General features: G+C 61.3%; 18 protein-coding genes. 9 read left to right on the forward strand and 9 right to left on the reverse strand.

The genetic code is table 11. The features are described 5' to 3' along the window. Positions 1-21: 21 nt before the first annotated feature. The gene (locus tag GPL81_RS10935) at positions 22-1,641 is read right to left on the reverse strand and encodes an FMN-binding glutamate synthase family protein (protein WP_160106733.1); all 1,620 of its coding nucleotides are present in this window, start codon (positions 1,639-1,641) and stop codon (positions 22-24) included. Positions 1,642-1,798: 157 nt separating this feature from the next. Next, positions 1,799-2,599: a helix-turn-helix transcriptional regulator gene (locus GPL81_RS10940; protein WP_160106734.1), complete on the reverse strand. Its 801-nt coding sequence runs from the start codon at positions 2,597-2,599 to the stop codon at positions 1,799-1,801. Positions 2,600-2,718: 119 nt separating this feature from the next. Here GPL81_RS10940 and GPL81_RS10945 point away from each other — a divergent pair, with 119 nt between their 5' ends. The 5 genes from GPL81_RS10945 (at position 2,719) to GPL81_RS10965 (ending at position 6,847) form a co-directional block, all read left to right on the forward strand. After that, positions 2,719-3,540, forward strand: a complete 822-nt coding sequence (locus tag GPL81_RS10945; RefSeq protein WP_160106735.1) for a carbon-nitrogen hydrolase family protein — start codon at positions 2,719-2,721, stop codon at positions 3,538-3,540. Between the two features lie 223 nt (positions 3,541-3,763). After that, positions 3,764-5,089: an APC family permease gene (locus tag GPL81_RS10950; protein WP_160106736.1), complete on the forward strand. Its 1,326-nt coding sequence runs from the start codon at positions 3,764-3,766 to the stop codon at positions 5,087-5,089. Between the two features lie 171 nt (positions 5,090-5,260). Continuing rightward, positions 5,261-5,686, forward strand: coding sequence for an NUDIX hydrolase (locus tag GPL81_RS10955; protein WP_160106737.1), 426 nt, complete (start codon positions 5,261-5,263; stop codon positions 5,684-5,686). Positions 5,687-5,708: 22 nt separating this feature from the next. Beyond that, complete coding sequence (locus tag GPL81_RS10960) at positions 5,709-6,347, forward strand: LysE family translocator (RefSeq protein ID WP_096513250.1); 639 nt, start codon at positions 5,709-5,711, stop codon at positions 6,345-6,347. 2 nt (positions 6,348-6,349) lie between these two features. Next, entirely contained in the window at positions 6,350-6,847 is a 498-nt protein-coding gene (locus GPL81_RS10965) for a GNAT family N-acetyltransferase (protein WP_160106738.1), read from the forward strand. 122 nt (positions 6,848-6,969) lie between these two features. On the opposite strand, the gene metR is transcribed toward GPL81_RS10965, so the two are convergent. Continuing rightward, on the reverse strand, positions 6,970-7,887 hold the full coding sequence (gene metR, locus GPL81_RS10970) for a transcriptional regulator MetR (protein WP_096513248.1): 918 nt from the start codon (positions 7,885-7,887) through the stop codon (positions 6,970-6,972). Positions 7,888-7,998: 111 nt separating this feature from the next. Here metR and metE point away from each other — a divergent pair, with 111 nt between their 5' ends. The 3 genes from metE to GPL81_RS10985 all read left to right on the forward strand — a co-directional run bounded on the left by metE (position 7,999) and on the right by GPL81_RS10985 (position 12,371). Next, positions 7,999-10,311: a 5-methyltetrahydropteroyltriglutamate--homocysteine S-methyltransferase gene (gene metE, locus GPL81_RS10975; protein WP_160106739.1), complete on the forward strand. Its 2,313-nt coding sequence runs from the start codon at positions 7,999-8,001 to the stop codon at positions 10,309-10,311. Between the two features lie 229 nt (positions 10,312-10,540). Next, on the forward strand, positions 10,541-11,572 hold the full coding sequence (locus GPL81_RS10980; protein WP_160106740.1) for an alpha/beta fold hydrolase: 1,032 nt from the start codon (positions 10,541-10,543) through the stop codon (positions 11,570-11,572). Positions 11,573-11,702: 130 nt separating this feature from the next. Further along, positions 11,703-12,371 (forward strand): DsbA family oxidoreductase, encoded by a 669-nt coding sequence (locus GPL81_RS10985; protein WP_160106741.1) that lies wholly within the window; start codon positions 11,703-11,705, stop codon positions 12,369-12,371. Positions 12,372-12,467: 96 nt separating this feature from the next. Here GPL81_RS10985 and GPL81_RS10990 read toward each other — a convergent pair whose 3' ends face one another. From GPL81_RS10990 to GPL81_RS11015, 6 genes are all read right to left on the reverse strand, one after another. Continuing rightward, entirely contained in the window at positions 12,468-13,859 is a 1,392-nt protein-coding gene (locus GPL81_RS10990) for a sigma-54-dependent transcriptional regulator (protein WP_160106742.1), read from the reverse strand. Then, positions 13,849-15,621: a sensor histidine kinase gene (locus GPL81_RS10995; protein ID WP_160106893.1), complete on the reverse strand. Its 1,773-nt coding sequence runs from the start codon at positions 15,619-15,621 to the stop codon at positions 13,849-13,851. The genes GPL81_RS10990 and GPL81_RS10995 overlap by 11 nt, the downstream gene beginning before the upstream one ends. Positions 15,622-15,631: 10 nt before the next feature. Continuing rightward, a complete protein-coding gene (locus GPL81_RS11000) occupies positions 15,632-16,759 on the reverse strand; it encodes a GNAT family N-acetyltransferase (protein WP_160106743.1) in 1,128 nt (375 codons plus the stop codon). Positions 16,760-16,933: 174 nt separating this feature from the next. Beyond that, entirely contained in the window at positions 16,934-17,824 is an 891-nt protein-coding gene (locus GPL81_RS11005) for an alpha/beta hydrolase (RefSeq protein WP_160106744.1), read from the reverse strand. Beyond that, on the reverse strand, positions 17,821-19,215 hold the full coding sequence (locus GPL81_RS11010; protein WP_160106745.1) for an aspartate aminotransferase family protein: 1,395 nt from the start codon (positions 19,213-19,215) through the stop codon (positions 17,821-17,823). Before GPL81_RS11010 ends, GPL81_RS11005 begins: the two co-directional genes overlap by 4 nt. Then, positions 19,208-19,921, reverse strand: a complete 714-nt coding sequence (locus tag GPL81_RS11015) for an HAD-IB family phosphatase (RefSeq protein WP_160106746.1) — start codon at positions 19,919-19,921, stop codon at positions 19,208-19,210. Before GPL81_RS11015 ends, GPL81_RS11010 begins: the two co-directional genes overlap by 8 nt. 216 nt (positions 19,922-20,137) lie before the next feature. On the opposite strand from GPL81_RS11015, the gene GPL81_RS11020 reads away from it, so the two are divergent. Continuing rightward, a complete protein-coding gene (locus tag GPL81_RS11020) occupies positions 20,138-20,899 on the forward strand; it encodes a MipA/OmpV family protein (RefSeq protein WP_160106747.1) in 762 nt (253 codons plus the stop codon). Positions 20,900-20,912 lie beyond the last annotated feature (13 nt).

Genomic DNA, 20,912 nt, shown 5'->3' on the forward strand with positions numbered 1-20,912 from the left:
GTTATGCCGGGGCCGTCAGCGTCAGGCAGCCGCCACTTCGTTAGGCTCGAAACTGTCGGCCCGCGCCATCTGCCACATCCGCGAATAGAACTCGCCGTTCACTTCCCCGGTCAGCAACTCGCCGGGTTTGAGGAACACATGCAGTTGCGAGAACAGTTTGATCTCGGTGGCCGACATGCGCCGCACCAGGTGCTTGGCCGACAACTGTGATGGATGCTCAAGGCCGGCGGCGGCGAGCATTTCGGCCAGGCCCTTGAGGGTGTTGCGGTGGAAGTTGTAGACCCGCTGGGCCTTGTCCGGCACCACCAGCGCCCGCTGGCGCAGGGTGTCCTGGGTGGCGACACCGGTCGGGCATTTGTTGGTGTGGCAGCTCTGCGACTGGATGCAGCCGATGGCGAACATGAAGCCCCGCGCCGAGTTGGCCCAGTCGGCACCGATGGCCAGGACGCTGGCGATGTCGAAGGCACTGACGATCTTGCCGCTGGCGCCGAGTTTGATTTTGTCTCGCAGGTTCAGGCCCACCAGGGTGTTGTGCACGAACAGCAAGCCTTCGCGCATCGGCACGCCGATGTGGTCGGTGAACTCCACGGGCGCGGCGCCGGTGCCGCCTTCCTTGCCATCGACCACGATGAAATCCGGGAGGATGCCGGTTTCCAGCATGGCCTTGGCGATGCCCATGAACTCCCACGGATGGCCGAGGCAGAATTTGAAGCCCACCGGTTTGCCACCGGACAGCTCACGCAACTGCTGGATGAAATGCATCATCTCGATCGGCGTGGAAAACGCGGTATGGCGTGACGGCGAGATGCAGTCCTCGCCCATGCTGATACCGCGGGTGTCGGCGATTTCCTGGGTGACCTTGTGTTTGGGCAGGATGCCGCCATGGCCAGGCTTGGCGCCCTGGCTCATCTTGATTTCGATCATTCGCACTTGCGGCGTTCGGGCCTGCGCGGCGAAGCGTTCCGGGTCGAAGCGCCCGTCGGCGGTACGGCAACCGAAATAGCCGCTACCCAGTTCCCAGGTCAGGTCGCCACCGTGTTCCCGGTGATAGGGGCTGATGCTGCCTTCACCGGTGTCGTGGGCGAAGTTGCCGAGTTTGGCGCCCTGGTTCAACGCACGGATGGCGTTGGCGCTGAGGGAACCGAAACTCATGGCGGAAATGTTGAACACCGACGCGGAATACGGTTGGGTGCATTGCGGGCCACCGACCGTGACCCGGAAACCGCTCGGATCGCTCAACGGCGCCGGGCGCATCGAATGGCCGATGAATTCGAAACCCGACTGATACACGTCGATCAAGGTGCCGAAAGGCTTGTCGGCGCTTTCATTCTTGGCCCGGGAATAGACCAGCGAACGCTGGGCCCGGGAAAAGGGCAGGGCATCGCTGTCGGATTCGAGCAGGTACTGTCGGATTTCCGGGCGAATGGCTTCGACCAGATAGCGAATGTTGCCCAGGATCGGGTAATTGCGCCGCACCGCGTGGGGGCTTTGCAACAAGTCGCCAATGCCGATCAGGCTGAGGACAGCGGTGACGGCGGTGATTGGCCAGAGCCAGTCGTGTTCGAGGAAGGGCAGGCTGGCGAGGGTGAATATTACGCAGACGGCAAAGAAGGCGTAGCGGCTCAGGAGTGACAGGCTCATACGGTTTCCTTGGGTTCGGACTCAAATTTTGGCTAAACGCAAATCACTGTGGGAGCGAGCCTGCTCGCGAAGGCGTCGGTTCAGTCGACACGATGTTGAATGAAATACCGCATTCGCGAGCAGGCTCGCTCCCACAGAAAAGCGCATCAGCGCTACATCAGGCATTCTGTGCCTGGAGAAATATCGAAAACAGCTCGGACTGGGACTTGATCCCCAGCTTGCTGTACATGTGTTTCTTATGGACTTTCACGGTTTCGATGGAGATTTCCAGCTTGCGGGCGATTTCCTTGCTCGAGCAGCCGCTGAGCATCAAACGCCCGACATCCAGCTCCCGGGCGGTCAATTGCGCGCCCTTGAGTTGTTGCACCGACGCTTCCAGCTGCACCCGCCAATCCCCTTGCACCGGGGCGGGCGCCAGGGCCACCACTTCGTTGATCTCGTAGGGCAATCGCTGGCGCAACAAGCCCAGCACCCACGGCGCAATCAGCGACAGCAAGGCGATCTGCCCGGCGCTGAAGCGCTGCTTGCTGCCCAATGACAGGCACAGCGTGCGGTCGCCTTCGAGCTGACAATTAAACTGGATTTCATCGGCCACGACATTCACACGAAAGTATCGTTGATAGTATTCCGTGAGTTCGAAATGTTCCGGGGCCACTTCCGATAAACGGTACAAGCCGGTGCGCGATTGCTCGCGGCAGGCGATGTAGAAGGGGTCGAGCAGGTACAACCCGCGCAGGTAGTCCTGGAACAACGGGTCGGGGCCACCGTCCTCGCCGGGGCATTCGGCGAACACTTGCGGGTGCTGGTCGGCGCTGAACAGCAGCGCTACCCAGCTATCACAGGGCACGTACTGGTCCAGCAGCCGCACCAGCTGCGTCCAGAAATTGGGCTTGTCCAGGGCATCGATCAATTGCCCGACCGAACGGTGCCAGGCGATGTCGTCCAACGAGAGTGTCATGCATCTACCCCTATCGTGTTACCCCAGCGGCGTGATTTCCCGGCCGCTTGCTTGCTGCGCATACTGGCGCACAGACAGCGACCGGGCAATCTTTCCGGCGTTCAGAACAAGGACTCCCCATGAAAGTCGAACTCGCCCAATTGGCGGGCCGTGACAATGACACGGCTTACAACCTCGAACGCGCCCTGGCAGCGATCAACGCCTGTGCTGCCGACACGCAGCTGATCATGTTTCCGGAAAGCCACTTGATGGGTTTCCCTTCGGCCGAATCCGTGGCCGACGTCGCCGAACCGCTGGACGGCCCGACCGTCAGCGCGATTGTCGCCGCCGCCCGTGAGCGCGAGATTGCCGTGGTCATCGGCACCGCCGAAAACGACAACGGCCGTTTCTACAACACCACGCTGTTGATCACCCCGGAAGGTATCGCGCTCAAGTACCGCAAAACGCATTTGTGGGCCTCGGATCGCGGCGTCTATGAAGCCGGCGATCGCTACGCCACTTGCCTGTGGAACGGCGTACGCGTCGGCCTGCTGATTTGCTACGACATCGAATTCCCCGAAACCGCCCGCGCCCTGGCGCAATTGGGCGCCGAGTTGCTGCTGGTGACCAACGGCAATATGGACCCCTACGGCCCGACCCACCGCACCGCAATCATGGCCCGTGCCCAGGAAAACCAGGCGTTTGCGCTGATGGTCAACCGGGTGGAAGAGGGCGATGGCGGGCTGCTGTTCGCTGGCGGCAGTGCGCTGGTCGATCCGCTGGGCGCGCTGCTGTTCGAAGCCGGTCGCTATGAAGGGCAGTTTGAGGTGGAGCTGGACCTGAACCGGCTGACGGCGGCGCGCCAGGATTATCGGTATCTGGATGATCAGCGGCTGAAGTTGCCCGGTGAATTGATTGAGCATGCTGGTGGATTGCGGGAATTGATGATTCCTGCGCGTTGATCCGGAATGTGTGTTGACCGGGCTGGCCCCATCGCTGGCAAGCCAGCTCCCACAGGGATCTCAGGCGTTCACCAAACCAATGTAGGAGCTGGCTTGCCAGCGAAGAGGCCCGGATAAACACCACACATCTTTACCCAATCACCCAAACAACAAAGCAACACCCGAAAACCCTGCGCCGAACTCGGCTCTGCCATAAATCCAATAACAACCGGAGTAGTCGCTCATGGCTCGTTTGCAACGCACCCTGTCATTAGGGTCGGTGGTGCTGTTCGGCATCGCCTACATGACGCCGATCATTGTGCTCGGCACCTTTGGCATCCTCGCCCAATCCACCGCCGGCATGGTGCCTGCCGCTTACCTCGCGGCGCTGGTGGCGATGTTCTTCACGGCCATGAGCTACGGACGCATGGCCTCAGCCTTCCCGGTCGCCGGTTCCGCCTACAGCTACGTGCGCAAGGCCATCAGCCCGAAACTCGGCTTCATCGCCGGCTGGGCGGTGCTGCTCGATTACCTGTTCCTGCCGATGGCGATCTGGCTGATCGGCGCGGCCTACCTCAACTCGGCGTTCCCGGCAGTACCGCAGTGGGTCTGGGTGCTGGCGTTCATCGGCATCACCAGCGCCATCAACATCGTCGGCCTGAAACTGGCCAACGGTATCAACGCGCTGCTGATGCTGGTGCAGTTCCTGGTGTTGATCGCCTTCGTGGCGCTGTGCGTGCACTACGTCGCCGGCGATGCGAGCGTGCCGCTGTGGTCGGTCAAACCGTTCTTCAACGGCGACATGCAGATGCCGTTGATCATGAGCGGCGCGGCCATCGCCTGTTATTCATTCCTCGGTTTTGACGCGGTCAGCACTCTGACCGAAGAAACCCGCGACCCACGCCGCACCATTCCACGGGCAATCATGCTGATCACCCTGATCGGCGGGCTGATTTTCGTTGGCGTGTCGTACTTCGTGCAGATCGCCCATCCGTCGTTCCAGTTCGACAATGTTGACTCGGCGGCCTATGAGATTGCCCGCAACATCGGCGGCGACCTGTTCGTCTCGATCTTCCTCATCGGCCTGATCGTCGGCCAGTTCGCCTCGGGCCTGTCGGCCCAGGCCAGCGGTTCGCGTCTGCTGTACGCCATGGGCCGCGACGGCGTGTTGCCGAAGTCGTTTTTCGGCACCTTGCACGAACGCTTCGGCACACCGATCAACAGTATCCTGCTGTGCGCCGTCGTGGCCTTGCTGGCACTGAAACTCGACGTCACCACCTCGACCTCGTTCATCAACTTCGGCGCGTTCCTGGCCTTTAGCCTGGTGAACCTGTCGGTGATCTTCCATTACTGGATCGGCGGCAAAAAGAAAGGACTGCGCGAGCTGGTGCTGTTCCTGGTTTTCCCGTTCATCGGGCTGGTGGCGGACCTGTGGCTGATGGTCAGTCTCGATCACCTGGCGATCTACCTCGGCCTGAGCTGGCTGACGATTGGCGTGGTGTACCTGGCGGTGCTGACCGGCGGTTTCCGTCGCCAGCCGCCGGAGATGGATTTCCAGGAAGCGACCTAATCGAGCTACCGGCTGCGATCTACTGTGGGAGCGAGCCTGCTCGCGAAAAACGCCTGGACAACGCGATCATTCAGAAAGGGCGCGTTATCGTTGACGTCCATCGCGAGCAGGCTCGCTCCCACAGGGCAGACATGGGATCCTTGCCGCTTTTGAGTCAAAGGTCTTCTGTTCATGTCGATGTCCATCCCTGCACTTATCCACATCGCCGCCGCCCTGCTGGTCGGTCCTGACGGCCGAACCCTGCTGGTGCGCAAGCGCGGCACCGAGGCTTTCATGCAACCGGGTGGCAAGATCGAAGCTGATGAACAACCGGTCAACGCATTGGCCCGGGAGCTGGAGGAAGAGCTGGGGCTGGTCATCGATCCGGCACACGCCACCTTCCTCGGCCAATTCTCGGCGCCCGCCGCCAACGAGCCGGGGTTTGTCGTAAAGGCCGAGATTTTTCTGCTGACCATCAACTCAGACGTCACCCCCGCAGCCGAGATCGAAGAGGTGATCTGGATCGACCCGACCACGGACGGCGATCTGGTCCTGGCGCCATTGACACGGGACCTGATCCTGCCGTTTTATCGGGATTCGCTGACCGCAACCGCCTGATCATTTACGCAAAGGACTCGCCATGATCCCGCTTCAAGACTTGCTGATATTCGCCGCCGCCGCGTTGCTGATGGTCCTGACGCCGGGACCGAACATGATCTACCTGATCTCCCGTTCGATCTGCCAGGGCCGCAAGGCCGGCGTCACCTCGTTGCTGGGGGTGGTCGCCGGGTTTTTCGTTCACCTGTTCGCCGCCGCTGCCGGTTTGACCGCAGTGTTCCTGGCGGTGCCGATGGCCTATGAAGTGCTGAAGTGGGTTGGCGCGCTCTACCTGTTGTGGTTGGCCTGGCAGGCGGTCAAGCCGGGTGCGCGGTCGCCGTTCGAGGCCCAGCAATTGCCGCCGGACTCGTCGCGCAAGCTGATCACCATGGGGTTTCTCACCAGCGCCCTGAACCCCAAGATTGCGGTGTTCTACTTGTCGGTGTTTCCGCAGTTCATCACGCCCGAGCACGGTTCGGTGTTCACCCAAAGCATCGTGCTGGGCCTGACCCAGATCAGCGTCAGTTTCAGCGTCAATCTGCTGATCGCGCTATTTGCCGCGGGCATTGCCTCATGGTTCGTCAATAACCCGACCTGGCTGGCGCTGCAGCGCTATTTCATGGGCTTCGTGCTGTCGGCGCTGGCGCTGCGGCTGATGCTTGAACAACGCCGGATGGCCTGAACATGTGGATCGAGCGGCTGGATGCCAGCCATGCACTGGACTATCGGGCGCTGATGCTCGATGCCTATGACCGGCATCCGCAGGCGTTCACCTCCAGCGTACGCGAGCGCGCGTCCATGCCGCTCCACTGGTGGGAGTCGCGCCTGAGCGGCAAGCTCGATGTGGTGTTCGGCGCGTTCGAGGAAGGCCGTTTGGCGGGCATTGCCGGGCTGGCCTTCGAGCCCCGGGAAAAGGCCCGGCACAAGGCGACGCTTTTTGGCATGTACGTGTCCGCCCACGTGCGCCAGCGGGGCCTCGGTCATCAACTGGTGCAGGCAGTGCTGGCGGAGGCGCGGACGCATACGGAGTTGCGGCTGATCAAATTGACCGTCACTGCCGGCAACGATGCCGCGTTCAACCTGTACCGGCGTTGCGGCTTCATCCAGTTCGGCCTGGAGCCGATGGCAGTGCGGGTGGGCGAGGAGTATTTCGACAAAATCCACATGTGGCGCGAGATCTAAGAGACGTCCAAAGTCCCCTGTGGGAGCAAGGCTTGCCCGCGATGAACGATAACGCGACCTGTGTGAAAGACCGCGGTGCGCCCATCGCGAGCAAGCTTTGCTCCCACAGGAGAGGTGTGTGGCTAGCGAACCGCGCTAACTCCATCCAGCGTCGAAAACGATGTGTCCTTGGCTGTCAGCAGAAAGTCGCGCATGTACGGCGCATCCAGCATGTCGGCCCGGATCGCCGCATACAGCGTCGCGAACAATCCTTTCTCACCCAGGCGCTTGGCCTTCACATAGCCCCGTGAACTGTATTCATGCAGCGCCCAATGGGGCATGCCGCACACGCCGCGGCCGCTGGCCACCAGTTGCATCATCATCACCGTCAGTTCCGAGGTGCGCACCTGGGCCGGTTCGACGTCGGCGGGCTCAAGGAAGCGAGTGAAGATATCCAGCCGGTCACGTTCCACCGGGTAGGTAATCAGCGTCTCTGTGAGCAAGTCTTCCGGCACGATGTAGGCCTTGCCCGCCAACCGGTGCTGGTTGGCCACGGCGAGCATCGCTTCATAGGTAAATAGCGGTACATAGGTGATCCCCACTAGATCTACCGGATCGGAGGTCACCACCAGGTCCAGATCACCACGGGCCAGGGCCGGCAACGGCGCGAAAGAGAAACCCGAGGCCAGGTCCAGTTCGACTTCCGGCCAGGCATCGCGGAACTGGTCGATGGTCGGCATCAGCCACTGGAAGCAACTGTGGCATTCGATGGCCATGTGCAAACGCCCGGCGGTGCCACCGGCCAGGCGACCGATGTCGCGCTCGGCGGCGCGCAACAGCGGCAGGGTGGCGTCGGCCAGTTGCAGCAGGCGCAACCCGGCGCTGGTGAAGCGCACCGGTTTGGTCTTGCGTACGAACAGCGGCATCCCCATCCGTTCCTCAAGCTCCTTGAACTGATGGGACAGCGCCGATTGGGTCAGATGCAGGCGGTCGGCTGCATCCACCAGACTGTCGGCTTCGCGCAAGGCGTGCAGGGTCTTCAAGTGACGGATTTCAAGCACCGTAGGGGCTCCATGAGGAAAACTTGTGATCAACACGAAAAGGTTGAGTTTGTCTCATGTTGGGTTGGCTGTCGACAATAGCGCCATCTTTTACACAGGAGCACATTCGACATGGCCGTGGCCCACACCTTAGGTTTCCCGCGCATCGGCGCCGACCGCGAACTGAAAAAAGCCCTGGAATCCTACTGGAAGGGCGACCTCGACCAGAGCGCATTGGAAAGCGTCGGCCGCCAGTTGCGCGCCACCCACTGGCAATTGCAGAAAGATGCCGGCATCGACCTGCTGCCGGTCGGTGATTTCGCCTGGTACGACCAGGTGCTGACCCATTCCCTGACGTTCGGTGTGATCCCGGAGCGTTTCGACAATACCAAGGACGAACGCGGCCTGCCGACCCTCGACACCTTGTTCGCCATGGCCCGTGGCGCCACTGCAAGCTGCTGCGGCGGTGAACATGGCCAGGCGCAATACGCCCAGGAACTGACCAAGTGGTTCGACACCAACTACCACTACCTGGTCCCGGAATTCTCGGTTGATCAACAGTTCAAGCTGAGCTGGGAACAGCTGTTCGACGAGGTCGAAGAAGCCAAGGCCCTCGGTCACACCATCAAACCGGTGATCATCGGTCCGCTGACGTACCTGTGGCTGGGCAAGGCAAAAGGCAACGATTTCGACAAGCTCGACCTGCTGGAACGCCTGCTGCCGGTCTACGGCGAAATCCTCGGTCGCCTGGCCGCCCAAGGTGTGGAATGGGTGCAGATTGACGAACCGATCCTGACGCTCGACCTGCCTCAGGAATGGAAAAACGCCTTCGAGCGCGCTTACCACATCCTGCAGTACTCGCCACTGAAAAAACTGGTGGCCACTTACTTCAGCGGCCTGCAGGACAACCTCGGCCTGGCCGTCGGCTTGCCGGTACAAGGCCTGCACATCGACGCCGTGCGGGCGCCGGATCAACTGCTGCACGTGCTCGATCGTCTGCCGATCTACAAGATTCTCTCGGTGGGGCTGGTCAATGGTCGTAACGTCTGGCGCTGTGAGCTGGAGCCGGTGCTCGAACAGCTGCGATTTGCCCAGGAGCGGTTTGGCGACAACCTGTGGGTCAGCAGTTCCTGCTCGCTGCTGCACAGTCCGGTGGACCTGGAGCGCGAAGACAAACTCGATCCCGAGCTGAAAAGCTGGTTGGCGTTTGCCGTGCAAAAATGTGGCGAAATCGCCGTGCTGCGTGATGCACTCAACGATCCGCAAGCGCCGAAAGTGCAAGCCGCGCTGGCCGAAAGCCGCGCCATCGCCGCCAACCGCGCCGAGTCGCCGCGTATTCATAAGGCCGAGGTGCAGGCACGTATCAATGCCATCGACGCAACCGACAGCCAGCGCCGTTCGCCGTTTGCCAAACGCATCGAGCAACAACGTGCACGCTTGAAACTGCCGGCGTTCCCGACCACCACCATCGGCTCGTTCCCGCAAACCGGATCGATTCGTCTGGCGCGCCAGGCCTTCAAGCAAGGCAAGCTGTCGGCCAACGATTACACCGACGCCATGCACCACGAAATTCGCCACGCAGTGACGGTTCAGGAGCGTCTGGGGCTGGATGTACTGGTGCACGGTGAAGCCGAGCGCAACGACATGGTCGAGTACTTCGCCGAGCAGTTGGACGGTTATCTGTTTACCCGTTTCGGCTGGGTGCAGAGCTACGGCTCGCGCTGTGTGAAACCGGCGATCATTTACGGCGACCTGAGCCGTCCGAACGCCATGACCGTCGACTGGATCACCTATGCGCAGAGCCAGACCGACAAGGTCATGAAAGGCATGCTCACCGGTCCCGTGACCATGCTGATGTGGTCATTTCCCCGCGAAGACGTGTCGCGCAAAGTCCAGGCGCAACAACTGGCGTTGGCCCTGCGTGACGAAGTGGTGGACCTGGAAGCCGCCGGCATCAAGATCGTGCAGATCGACGAAGCCGCGTTCCGTGAAGGTCTACCGCTACGACGGGAGCAATGGCGGGAATACCTGGACTGGGCCGTGGAAGCGTTCCGCCTGAGCGCCAGCGGTGTGCGCGACGAAACCCAGATCCATACCCACATGTGCTACAGCGAATTCAACGACGTGATCGAAGCCATCGCGGCGATGGACGCCGACGTGATCACCATCGAAACCTCACGCTCGGACATGGAACTGCTGGAGGCTTTCAAGGCGTTCGATTACCCGAATGACATCGGTCCGGGTGTCTACGACATCCATTCGCCGCGGGTGCCGGACACCGCTGAGATGGTCAAGTTGATGAGCAAAGCCGTGCAGCGAATCCCCGCCGAACGGCTGTGGGTCAACCCCGATTGTGGTTTGAAAACCCGGGCGTGGCCGGAGACCGAGGCCGCATTGGTCAATATGGTGGCGGCGGCGCGGCAGTTGCGTAGTCAGTTGGCTTAAGGACGCCTTCGCGAGCAGGCTCGCTCCCACAGTGGATAGGTGTCGTACACAAAATCTGTGAACCACACAAAACTGTGGGAGCGAGCCTGCTCGCGATTAAACGATAACGCGGTGTGGAAAATGACCGCTCGGCACTCTTCATCAAACTGTCACACAAGTGTGGCAGCGCGCTTGAACAAACTTCATCAGACTCGCGCTCTACTGGGGTTCTGCGTTTTGGTGTTTTTTCATGCGTGCTTTGTTTTTATCGGCGGCCATTTTTCTGGCCTCATTGTTCAGCCTGCCGTCCCTGGCAGCGTCTCGTTGTGATGTCAATGTTCCGACCGAACACGTCGATCTGGCGCAGGTGAGCCTGGCGTACCAGAGCATCGGTCGTGCATCGGACCCGGCGTTGCTGTTGGTGATGGGGTTGGGCGGGCAGTTGATTCACTGGCCCGACGAGGTGGTGGTTGCGTTGTGTCAGCAAGGGTTCCGGGTGATTCGCTATGACAATCGCGATGTCGGTCTGTCGACCTGGCGGCAGGCGCCTGTCGAGGCCAACCTGACTTTCGAGGTGTTGCGCTACAAGCTGGGTTTGCCGGTGTCGGCCCCGTACTCGCTGACCGACATGGCGGACGACGGCCTGGGGCTGATGGATGCGTTGCACATCGAGCAGTTCCACGTGCTGGGCGCCAGCATGGGCGGGATGATCGCGCAGCATATGGCGGCCATGGCGCCGCAGCGGGTCGAGAGCCTGACGCTGATCATGACTACATCCGGGGCCGAAGGCTTACCGGCGCCGAGTGCGGCATTGGTGCAACTTCTCTCGCGCCGTGGCGCGCCCAATCGCGAAGTTGCCCTGGAGCAGCAGGCCGATCTGCTGGCCGCGCTGGGCAGCCCGACGGTCAGCGATGATCGCCAGGCGTTGCTGCACCAGGCGGCGTTGTCCTATGACCGGGCCTTCAACCCCGAAGGCGTGAAACGCCAGATCATGGCGATCCTGGCCGAGCCGAGCCGGGTGGCGCTGCTCAATCAATTGCGGGTGCCGGCGCTGGTGGTGCATGGCACCGCCGATCCGTTGTTGCCGGTGATGCATGGCGTGCACCTGGCGGCGCACTTGCGTGGCAGCCAGTTGAAGCTGATTCCAGGCCTGGCCCACCGATTCCAGGAAGCGTTCAAGGCGCCGTTGCTGGCGGCGGTGTTGCCGTACCTGCGGGCTCATCGTGAAGACACCTCGCATTGGGCGCAGATCGAACCGGTGGCCGAACCCAACCTCCTCTAACACCAAAATCCCCTGTAGGAGCTGGCTTGCCAGCGAAGACGGCCTGACAGAATTCGCCGGCAAGCCGGCTCCTACAAGATCGTGCCTGTCAGGTGTATCGTCTGGATTTTCCGGGCCCGCGAGGTGTGCAATGAGTTCCCCATTGAAAATCGATTTCGTCAGCGACGTGTCCTGCCCCTGGTGCGTCGTCGGTCTATACGGCCTGACCAAGGCCCTGGACATCCTGCGCGACGAGGTCCGTGCCGAGATCCGTTTCCAGCCGTTCGAATTGAACCCGAAGATGGGCCCCGAAGGGCAGAACATCACCGAGCACATCACCGAGAAGTACGGCTCGACGCCGGAACAGTCGCAAAAAAATCGCGAGATGATCCGCGCGCGTGGCGCCGAAGTCGGGTTTGCGTTTCGTACCGATGGCAACAGCCGCATCTACAACACCTTCGATGCCCATCGTTTGCTGCACTGGGCGGGTCTGGAAGGGCTGCAACTGCCACTGAAGGAAGCGTTGTTCAAGGCGTATTTCACTGACGGCGGCAACCCCTCCGACACCACTCAACTGGCGCGGATTGCCGAAAACGTCGGGCTGGATCGCCAGCGTGCCGAGGCGATTCTGGCGTCGGATGAATTCGCCACAGAGGTCCGCCAGGAAGAACAGTTGTGGCTGTCGCGCGGGGTCAGTTCGGTGCCGACCGTAGTGTTCAACGGTCAGTACGCCGTCACGGGTGGACAACCGGTGGAAAGCTTTGTCGGAGCGATTCGCCAGATCATGAGTGAGGCGAAGGGCGGAACCGTCAACGGCTAAGATCCGTGACCTGTAGGAGCTGGCTTGCCAGCGAAGGCGGTGGTGGCCGTGATGACGTCTTCGCTGGCAAGCCAGCTCCTACAGGGTTGTGGGTTTTCAGCGGATTATCTTGTCCACATGAATCCCCAGTTTTTTCAGCCGGTACCAGAAGCTGCGCTCGGAGATTCCGATCAACTGCGCGGCGGCTGCCTGCACGCCATTGCTCTGGGCCAGGGCGGCGAGGATGTAGGCCTTTTCGACTTCGGCCAGCGCGGCTTCCAGGTCCGGTGGCACGCGGGTGCCTTCGCCGAGAATGGCATGGCTGGCGGCCGGCGCTGAAGCAAACAGGTACGCCGGCAAATCATGGTCTTCAATCACCGCTTCTGAGGCGACGATGGTCGCGCGTTCCACGCAGTTCTGCAGTTCGCGGATGTTGCCCGGCCACGAATAACGGGCCATGGCCTGCAACGCCTCCGGGCTGAACCCCGTGATGCGTTTGCCTGCGGTGGCGCCCAGGGTGTGGGCGAAGTGGCGGGCCAATGGGGCGATATCCTCGACCCGCTCGCGCAGGGCGGGCAGGGGAATCGGGAACACATTGAGGCGGTAGTAGAGGTCTTCGCGAAACTCCTTGTTGGCCACGGCCTCCAGCAGGTTTTTGTTGGTGGCGGCGATGACCCGCACATCCACCTTGCGTTCGCGGGGATCGCCCACCGGTTCGATGATGCGTTCTTGCAGGGCGCGAAGGATCTTCGCCTGCAACGGCAGCGGCATTTCACCGATTTCATCGAGAAACAGCGTGCCCTTGTCGGCCTGCATGAAGCGCCCGACCCGGTCGGCCACGGCCCCGGTGAAAGCGCCTTTGCGGTGGCCGAACATTTCGCTTTCCAGCAATCCTTCAGGGATGGCCGCGCAGTTCACCGCGACGAAGGGTTTGTCCGCGCGATTGCCATGTTTGTGGATCGCCCGGGCGACCATTTCCTTGCCGGTGCCGCTCTCGCCGGTCAGCAGGATCGTCGCATTGCTTTCGCGTACCGAGTCGATGGCGTGCAGCACACGCCGGAAACTCGGGCTGTCACCGATCAGGCTGTCGATTTGCTGGTGTTCGTCGAGTTCGGCGCGCATGCGCTGGTTGTCTTTGAGGATGTCGCGAAATTGCAGGGCCTTGCTGACGGTGATGTCCAGCTCATCAATGTCGAACGGTTTGGCGATGTAGTCGAAGGCGCCGTTGCGCATCGACTGCACGGCGTTTTTCACCGTGCTGTAGGCGGTCATGACGATGACCGGCAACTGCGGAAAACGGTTTTTTATTTCCGCCAGCAATTGCGGGCCGTCCATGCCGGGCATGCGCCAGTCGCTGATCACCAGGTCGATGTCTTCGACCTCCAGCACCTTGAGGGCATGCAGGCCATTGCCGGCGGTGAACACGGTGATGCCGTTCTGGCTCAAGGCCGAGGCCAGCAGGTCGCAGAGTTTTGGCTCGTCATCGACCACCAGTACGTTATGTGTCATCGCTGCCCTCGTCGAAGTCTTCGCCATTGGCCGGAATGTACAGGCTGAACGTGGCCCCGGCATCTTTTTCACTGGCGCATTCGATGCGTCCGTCATGACTTTCCATGATCGAGAACACCTTCGCCAGACCCAGGCCGGTGCCGGAGGCCTTGGTGGTGACGAACGGCGTGAAGATGCGTTCGAGCATGTCCGGTTCGATGCCCTGGCCGGTGTCGGCGATGCTGATCACGGTGTACGGCCCATCGCTGCTGATGCCCAGGGTCAGGCGGCCCCCGCCGGGCATGGCGTCGATGGCGTTGACGATCAGGTTCAGCCCGGCCTGCTTGAGCTGCCGGGCGTCGGTGTAAAGCGTAGCGCCGGGAGCCTGATCGTCGATCTGCACATCGATGTTGTGGCTGGCCAGTTCCGGGGCGCAAAAGCCCGCCAGCTCATCCACCAATGGCCGCGCCGGTTGCGTCGAGCGCATCGGTGCGCTGGGCTTGGCGAAGTCGAGGAATTCGGTGATCAGGTCGTTGATGCGGCTGACTTCGCTGACCACGTATTCCAGATGTCGTTTGTCGCTCTCGGGCAGATCGGCGCGCCGATGCAACAGCTGCGTGGCGGTTTTGATGATCCCCAGCGGGTTGCGGATTTCATGGGCCAGGCCCATGGCGACTTCCCCCAGCGCATGCAAGCGGTCGCGGCGGCGCAGTTGCGACTCCAGATGCTGCAACTCGCCCAGGCGTTCGCTCATGTGGTTGAACGTGCTGCTCAATTCGGCCAGTTCGTCACCGCCGGTCACCGGCAAGCGCTGGCGATAGTCCCCGGCGATCACCGCTTGAACGCCCTGCGCGAGGCCGCGCAAGGGCTTGGTCAGGCGCTGGGAAACCAGCCAGCCGACGGTCAGGGAGGCCGCCGAGCTGAGCAGGAAAATCAGAATGAACAGGTTGCTCTGGTTGACCAGTCCCAACAGGCTACTGTGACGCAGCAGGCCGCTGAAAATCACGCCTTGCAGTTCACCGTTTTCATTGAGAATCGGTCGGTAGATGCCGCTGTAGCGGTTGGTGAATTGCTCGATCGGCTGCTTGGTGCTGCGCAGGAGTTGTTCGATGTCTTCCGGCACCGCTGCGGGGTGATCCTCAAAGCGTTGAGTGGAAAAAATCTCCGAGAAGTCATCGGCCTTCGCCAGGTACAGCCGCAGATCGAGGGAGTGCACATCGGCCACGCTGGTGAGGAAGCTGCTGTCCAGGTAAGTGGCGATCACCAGCTTGTAGCCGACACCCTCCTGTTCGGTTTCGAAGGTCGAGATCACCGTGCCGGTTGCCACGCCACCGACTTGCAGGGTTTGCAGCACGGCCTTGGGGGCGATGCTGATCTGCCGGACGATGTCGTCGGCGACCGTACTGAACATCACCTTGTTATCACTGTTGCGCACCAGCGCCACCACGTCGATGCCCATGGACTCGGCAATGTCGCTGGTCAGCCTGTCGTTTCGTGTTGACTGTCGATCGGTGGGTGGGCGCGTGTAACGCAGGAACAATTGCGCGACCCGGGCATTGTCCCGCAGGATTTCGGTGATCTCGTCTTCGACGATCTTGGTCGATTCCTGCAGCCAGATGCGGACGTTACTGTCGAAAATCTGTGACAGCGTGGTCGCCGCCAGTTCGGCGGCAATCATGGTCGGGATCACGCTGACCAGCCAGAACGCCAGCACCAGTTTGCGTTGCAGGCTCCAGCCGGAGAGGGCGAAAGGTCGGGGGGCAGGGCGTTGGTGTTTGATCATCATGCTTCGCTTATTGCAGCTCGCTTATCGCAGCCGCCATGGCAGGGTCGGATCGGTCCGGACGGATAAACATTTTCACCAGCCGCAACAGGCTGTCGAGCAGGCGGTTGCGATGGCGGAAAAACACGGTGTTGCCGGTAAACGAGCAACCCAGGCGCCGCTTGTTGGCATAACCGGCCTGGCCACACGCATAGATCGTAACGCCGTGCTCAATACAGTAGTCGACATTGGCCAGCCAGCTGCGCACGTACAGGTTGTGCTCACGGGTCTGGCTCAGATCGTGGGCAAAGAACTTGTCCACCAGGCGCTGTTCGTCCAGCAGCACCAGATTGAACGCCACCAGATCCTCGCCGAGCCAATAGAGCACACAAGCGGCACGTTTATCGAGGTGTTCCAGCACTTGACGGAAATAACCCGGTGGCAGGCGTTCGAAGGTCAGGTCGCTGCGCTCGAGCGTGGCTTCGTAAAGCTGCATCATTCGCGGGAGCAGGTCATCCACCGAGCGCCGCCATTCGATGCGCGGGCCCTGGCCACGCAGGGTGCGGCGCAAGTCCTTGCGGGTGGACTTGCCGAGCGTACCAAGGTAGGCGTCGACGGAACCGAAGGTAATCGGCAGTTCGGCACTGGGTAGACCGGGCATGCAGTGCAAGCCCGCATCATGGCAGGCCTGCAACCATTGTGGGTCGCGGTGCGAGGCGTCCTTGACCGCCAATAGACCGATGCCGGACTGATCGGCATCCTTGCGCGCCAGATGCAATAGTTGTTCGAGCAGGGCCGGGCGCCGGCTCACGGTTATATGCCGGGCCGTGCCGACATGGCACTGCTCGGCCACCGGTGAGCCGAGGGCGTAGAGGCGCACCTCGAACAGCCCCGGCCAGCATCGCTGCAGCCATTGGCTGATGCGTTTGCCCCGACCCTGAAGCGTAGTGTCCAGCGAGTAAGCGGTGGTGAACGCCACCGCAGCCGCAATCAATACATCGTCTTCGAACAATGCCAGATAGCGCCACTGAAAATCGGCAATGTCCGAGCGTTCAACGGCCCGGTAGTAATCCCAATCCTCCAGTTCGTCGGGGAAGCAGTCATTCCAGGCACCGCGTTCAATGGCTTCGATCGTTGAAAAGGCGAGGGCAGTAATCACTTGGTTTCCTTAACATTTACCCACGTTGGGCCTCACCCGATCCCTTGTAGGAGCGAGCCTGCTCGCGATGGACTCCAGAGCGCCGCGTTTATCCTGTTACCCCGCGTTATCGTTAACGACTTTCGCGAGCAGGCTCGCTCCTACAGGGGGGCGTGCATAGGTTCGTCGATGTGTTCAGGCCAGCTGCCGATAGTCCTGGCGCGGGGGGTGAGCAGTGGTTCCTTGTTGCGTGAAACGGTGCTGGATAAAGTCCGCGCTCAGCTCCACCACGCGACGGTATTGCAGATCGACAGTGATCATGTGGTAGCAGTCGTCCAGCAGGATTTTCACCACGGGCCCACCGAGCTTGCGTTCTACATAGTCGGCGTTCCAGCGGCTGGTGATGTCGTCCTCTCGTGAATGCAGCACCAACGCCTGGGTGGTGATCTGTGGCATGCGTTTTTTTGCCGCCGCCACCAACCGGTGCAACTCCCGAACGCTGACCCCGGACATGGTCAGCAGCCCGGCATTGCCGCTTTCGCCGGCCTTCATCTGTCGCTCGACGATCGCTCGCAGGCGTTCGTCCTTGATGCCATACGGCGGTTTTTCGTTGAACCGGCACAGGTGCACGCCAAACGGAATGGACATCGCCAGACTGCTCAACTTGGCGATCCAGGGCATGTTCCAGCCGTCGTAGCGCAGTGTCGTCGAGTACAGCAACAGCCCTTCGATCTGCCCCGGATGCTCGGCCGCCAGATACATCGACAGCACCGCCCCCATGGACAAACCACCGACGAACACATGCTCGTGTTTGCGCCGTACACCGACGAAGGTGTTCCGCGCGCTCTCGTACCAGTCGCGCCAACCCGTGGCTTGCAGGTCGGCGTTGTCACCGCAGTGGCCGGCCAGGGTCGGCACGTAGACCGTATACCCGGCCTTGGCCAGCCCCATGGCGACCCGGCGCAGTTCCGTCGGGGTGCCGGTGAGGCCGTGGATCAACAACACCGCGACCTCTCCGCTGCCGAGAACGAAACCGGCGCTGCCTTCGCCCATGTCTATCGCGTCGGGTGAGAGCGCGGCGTTCATCGTTGCATCGCCCGGTGCAGCAGACGATCGAGCAGGGCGATGCCGAGGTCGATTTCCGGGTAGCTGATCTCCAGCGATGGCGCCAGGGTGATCACGTTCTTGTAGTAACCGCCGACATCAAGGATCAGGCCCAGGCGCTTGCCGTCGATTTCGATGTCGCCCTTCATGCCTTCTTCGACCATGAAATCCAGGGTCGCCTTGTCCGGTGTGAACCCGTCCGGGCCGCAGATTTCGCAACGCAGGGCCAGGCCCAGACCGTCGACATCGCCGATGATCGGGTAGCGCTTCTGCAAGTCTTTCAGGCCATCAAGGAAGTATTTGCCCTTGTTCATGACCATTGCGCCGTAATCGACTTCGCTGGTCATCTTGAACATTTCAAGGCCCACCGCCGTGCCCAGCGGGTTGGAGGCGAAGGTCGAGTGGGTCGAACCCGGCGGGAAGACGGTGGGGTTGATCAGCTCTTCCCGGGCCCAGATGCCGCCCAGTGGATTGAGGCCGTTGGTCAAGGCCTTGCCGAAGACGATCACGTCCGGCTTGACGTCGAAGTGCTCGATCGACCACAGCTTGCCGGTGCGATAGAAGCCCATCTGGATTTCGTCGACCACCATCAGGATGCCGTGCTGGTCCAGCACATGCTTGAGTTCGCTGTAGAAGTTCATCGGCGGAATCACATAGCCGCCGGTGCCCTGGATCGGCTCAACGTAGAACGCGGCGTATTCGCTCTGGCCGACTTTCGGGTCCCAGACACCGTTGTATTCGGTCTCGAACAAGCGGGCGAACTGCTGCACGCAATGGCTGCCGTACTCTTCCTTGGTCATGCCTTTGGGGCCGCGGAAGTGATACGGGAACGGGATGAAGTTGGCACGCTCGCCGAAGTGGCCGTAGCGGCGGCGATAGCGGTAGCTGGAGGTGATCGACGACGCACCCAGGGTGCGCCCGTGGTAGCCACCCTCGAAGGCGAACATCAGGCTCTTGCCGTTGCTGGCGTTACGCACCACTTTCAGCGAGTCCTCGATGGACTGCGAACCGCCGACGTTGAAGTGCACGCGACCGTCGAGGCCGAATTTATTCTTCGCGTCCACGGCGATCATTTCCGAGAGCTCGATCTTGCCCTTGTGCAGGTACTGGCTGGCGATTTGGGGCAGGGTGTCGATCTGCTGTTTCAGCGCGTTGTTCAGGCGCGGGTTGGCGTAGCCGAAGTTGACGGCCGAGTACCACATTTGCAGGTCGAGGTAGGCCTGGTCCTCGGTGTCCCAGACGTAGGAGCCTTCGCAGCGGCTGAAGATACGCGGCGGCTCGATGTAGTGAACGGTGTCGCCGTAGGAGCAGTACTTGGCTTCTTTTTCCAGAAGGATCTGGTCTTCCAGGGTAGCGATTCGAATATCAGACATGATGGAAGAGTTCCTGTGTTTCCGAGTTGAACGTTTCGGCGTTGAAAGAGGTGGCGTTGGCGGCGCTGGCTTTTGGCAGCAGAGCCAGCAGAGCCGGGAGTTCGGCGAAGCTGTCGAAGCGGGCGTGAGGGATCGCGTTGCGTTCGCAGTATTCGGCGAGGCGCCCCTTGGCGAAGACGAAGTCGGCGGTGGACGCCACGCACATGTCGGACTGGCCGTCGCCGATCACCAGCACCCGTTTGTTGCCGGGCGTGGATTTGCATTTGCAGTTGCCGGATGCCGCGCGGCAGGCGTCGCTGGAATGCGGAAAGTCGATGCGCCAGCTTTCGTGATCCCGCTGTCGCAGGCGGTTGGCGAGGATCGGCAACAGGGTCACGTAGTTGCGCGCCAGAATTCGCGCGATGCCTTGTTCGATGCCGTCGCTGACCACTTCGAACGAAGCGCCCAGGCCGATGGCGTGGTCGACGAAGTCGGGGAAGTCCGGATCGATCTCGATGCTGTCGAAGAACTCCAGCAATTGGCCGGGCGTGGCCTTGACCAGCGAGAGCTGGCGGCTGAGGCATTCACGGGAACCGATATCACCGGCCAGCCACTGGTTTTCGATCACTTCCCAACTCGGGTCGGCGAAGCGTTCGAGGATGCTGTCGATCACGTCGGTGCGGGTGATGGTCCCGTCGAAATCACACACGATATGCCAGTCAATCATCTGCATTACCTATTGGTCAGAGCGCGCTGTGTGCGCTTGCCGAGGGGTAGAGCAGGGACTGTGCCAAGTGCCGGGAGCCCTGTTTTACCGGGCTGATGAGGGCTTTTTGTAAACTGAAGCTACAATTTTTGTAGCTTGCTACAAACAACATGAGTGCTTGCGCGGTGGGTGGCATCCGGGGGTTGATGCGCGCATGTTCAGACAAGGAATGGCCTCATGAAGAGGAAGACACTGCTTTTACTGGCGGCGCTGGCGGGCTTTTCGGCGAACGCTATGGCGGACGGCATCACCGGGGAGGCGGGTGTGGGCCTGGGTTATCAGCCTCACGATCCCAGCGGCAGCCGTTATGAAACCCAACCGTTGCCGTATCTCGATCTGGAATGGGGCGATGTCAGCCTCAGTACCGACGACGGCCTGACCTGGAGCGCCTTGAAAACCAACGGTTTCAGCGCCGGGCCCTATGTGAATTACCTGCCAGGCCGCACCTCGAACGGTGAATTGCGGGGGTTACGCGATGTGCCTGACATGGCGGAGGCCGGTGGTTTCGTGCAGTACGCTCCGGCCGATTTCTGGCGGGTGTTCGCGTCTGTCGGCCAAGCCATCGGCGGTGGCGGCGGACAGGGCGGCGTGCTCGGCCGGGTCGGTGGCGAGATCGGTTATCCACTGGGCGGGGGCGTGATCGGCAGCAGCAATCTGACCGCGCATTTCGCCAATGCCCGACAGAACAACACCTTCTTCGGTGTCAGCGACAAGGAGGCCCAGGCGTCCGGTTTCCGTGCATACAACGCCGGCGGCGGTTTGCAGAACATTGCGCTGACCCAGAGTTTCGAGTTCCCCCTTGGGCCGCAGTGGTCGCTGGTGACCAGCGCCAGCTGGATTCACCTGACAGGCTCGGCGGCCGATAGCAGCATTGTCAAAAGCGTCGGCGATACCAATCAGGGCGAGGTGCAGATGGCGATCGCCTATAAATTCAAGTGAGCCTGGCGGGAAC

It is taken from the genome of Pseudomonas izuensis (assembly GCF_009861505.1).
Taxonomy (GTDB): Bacteria; Pseudomonadota; Gammaproteobacteria; order Pseudomonadales; family Pseudomonadaceae; genus Aquipseudomonas; species Aquipseudomonas izuensis.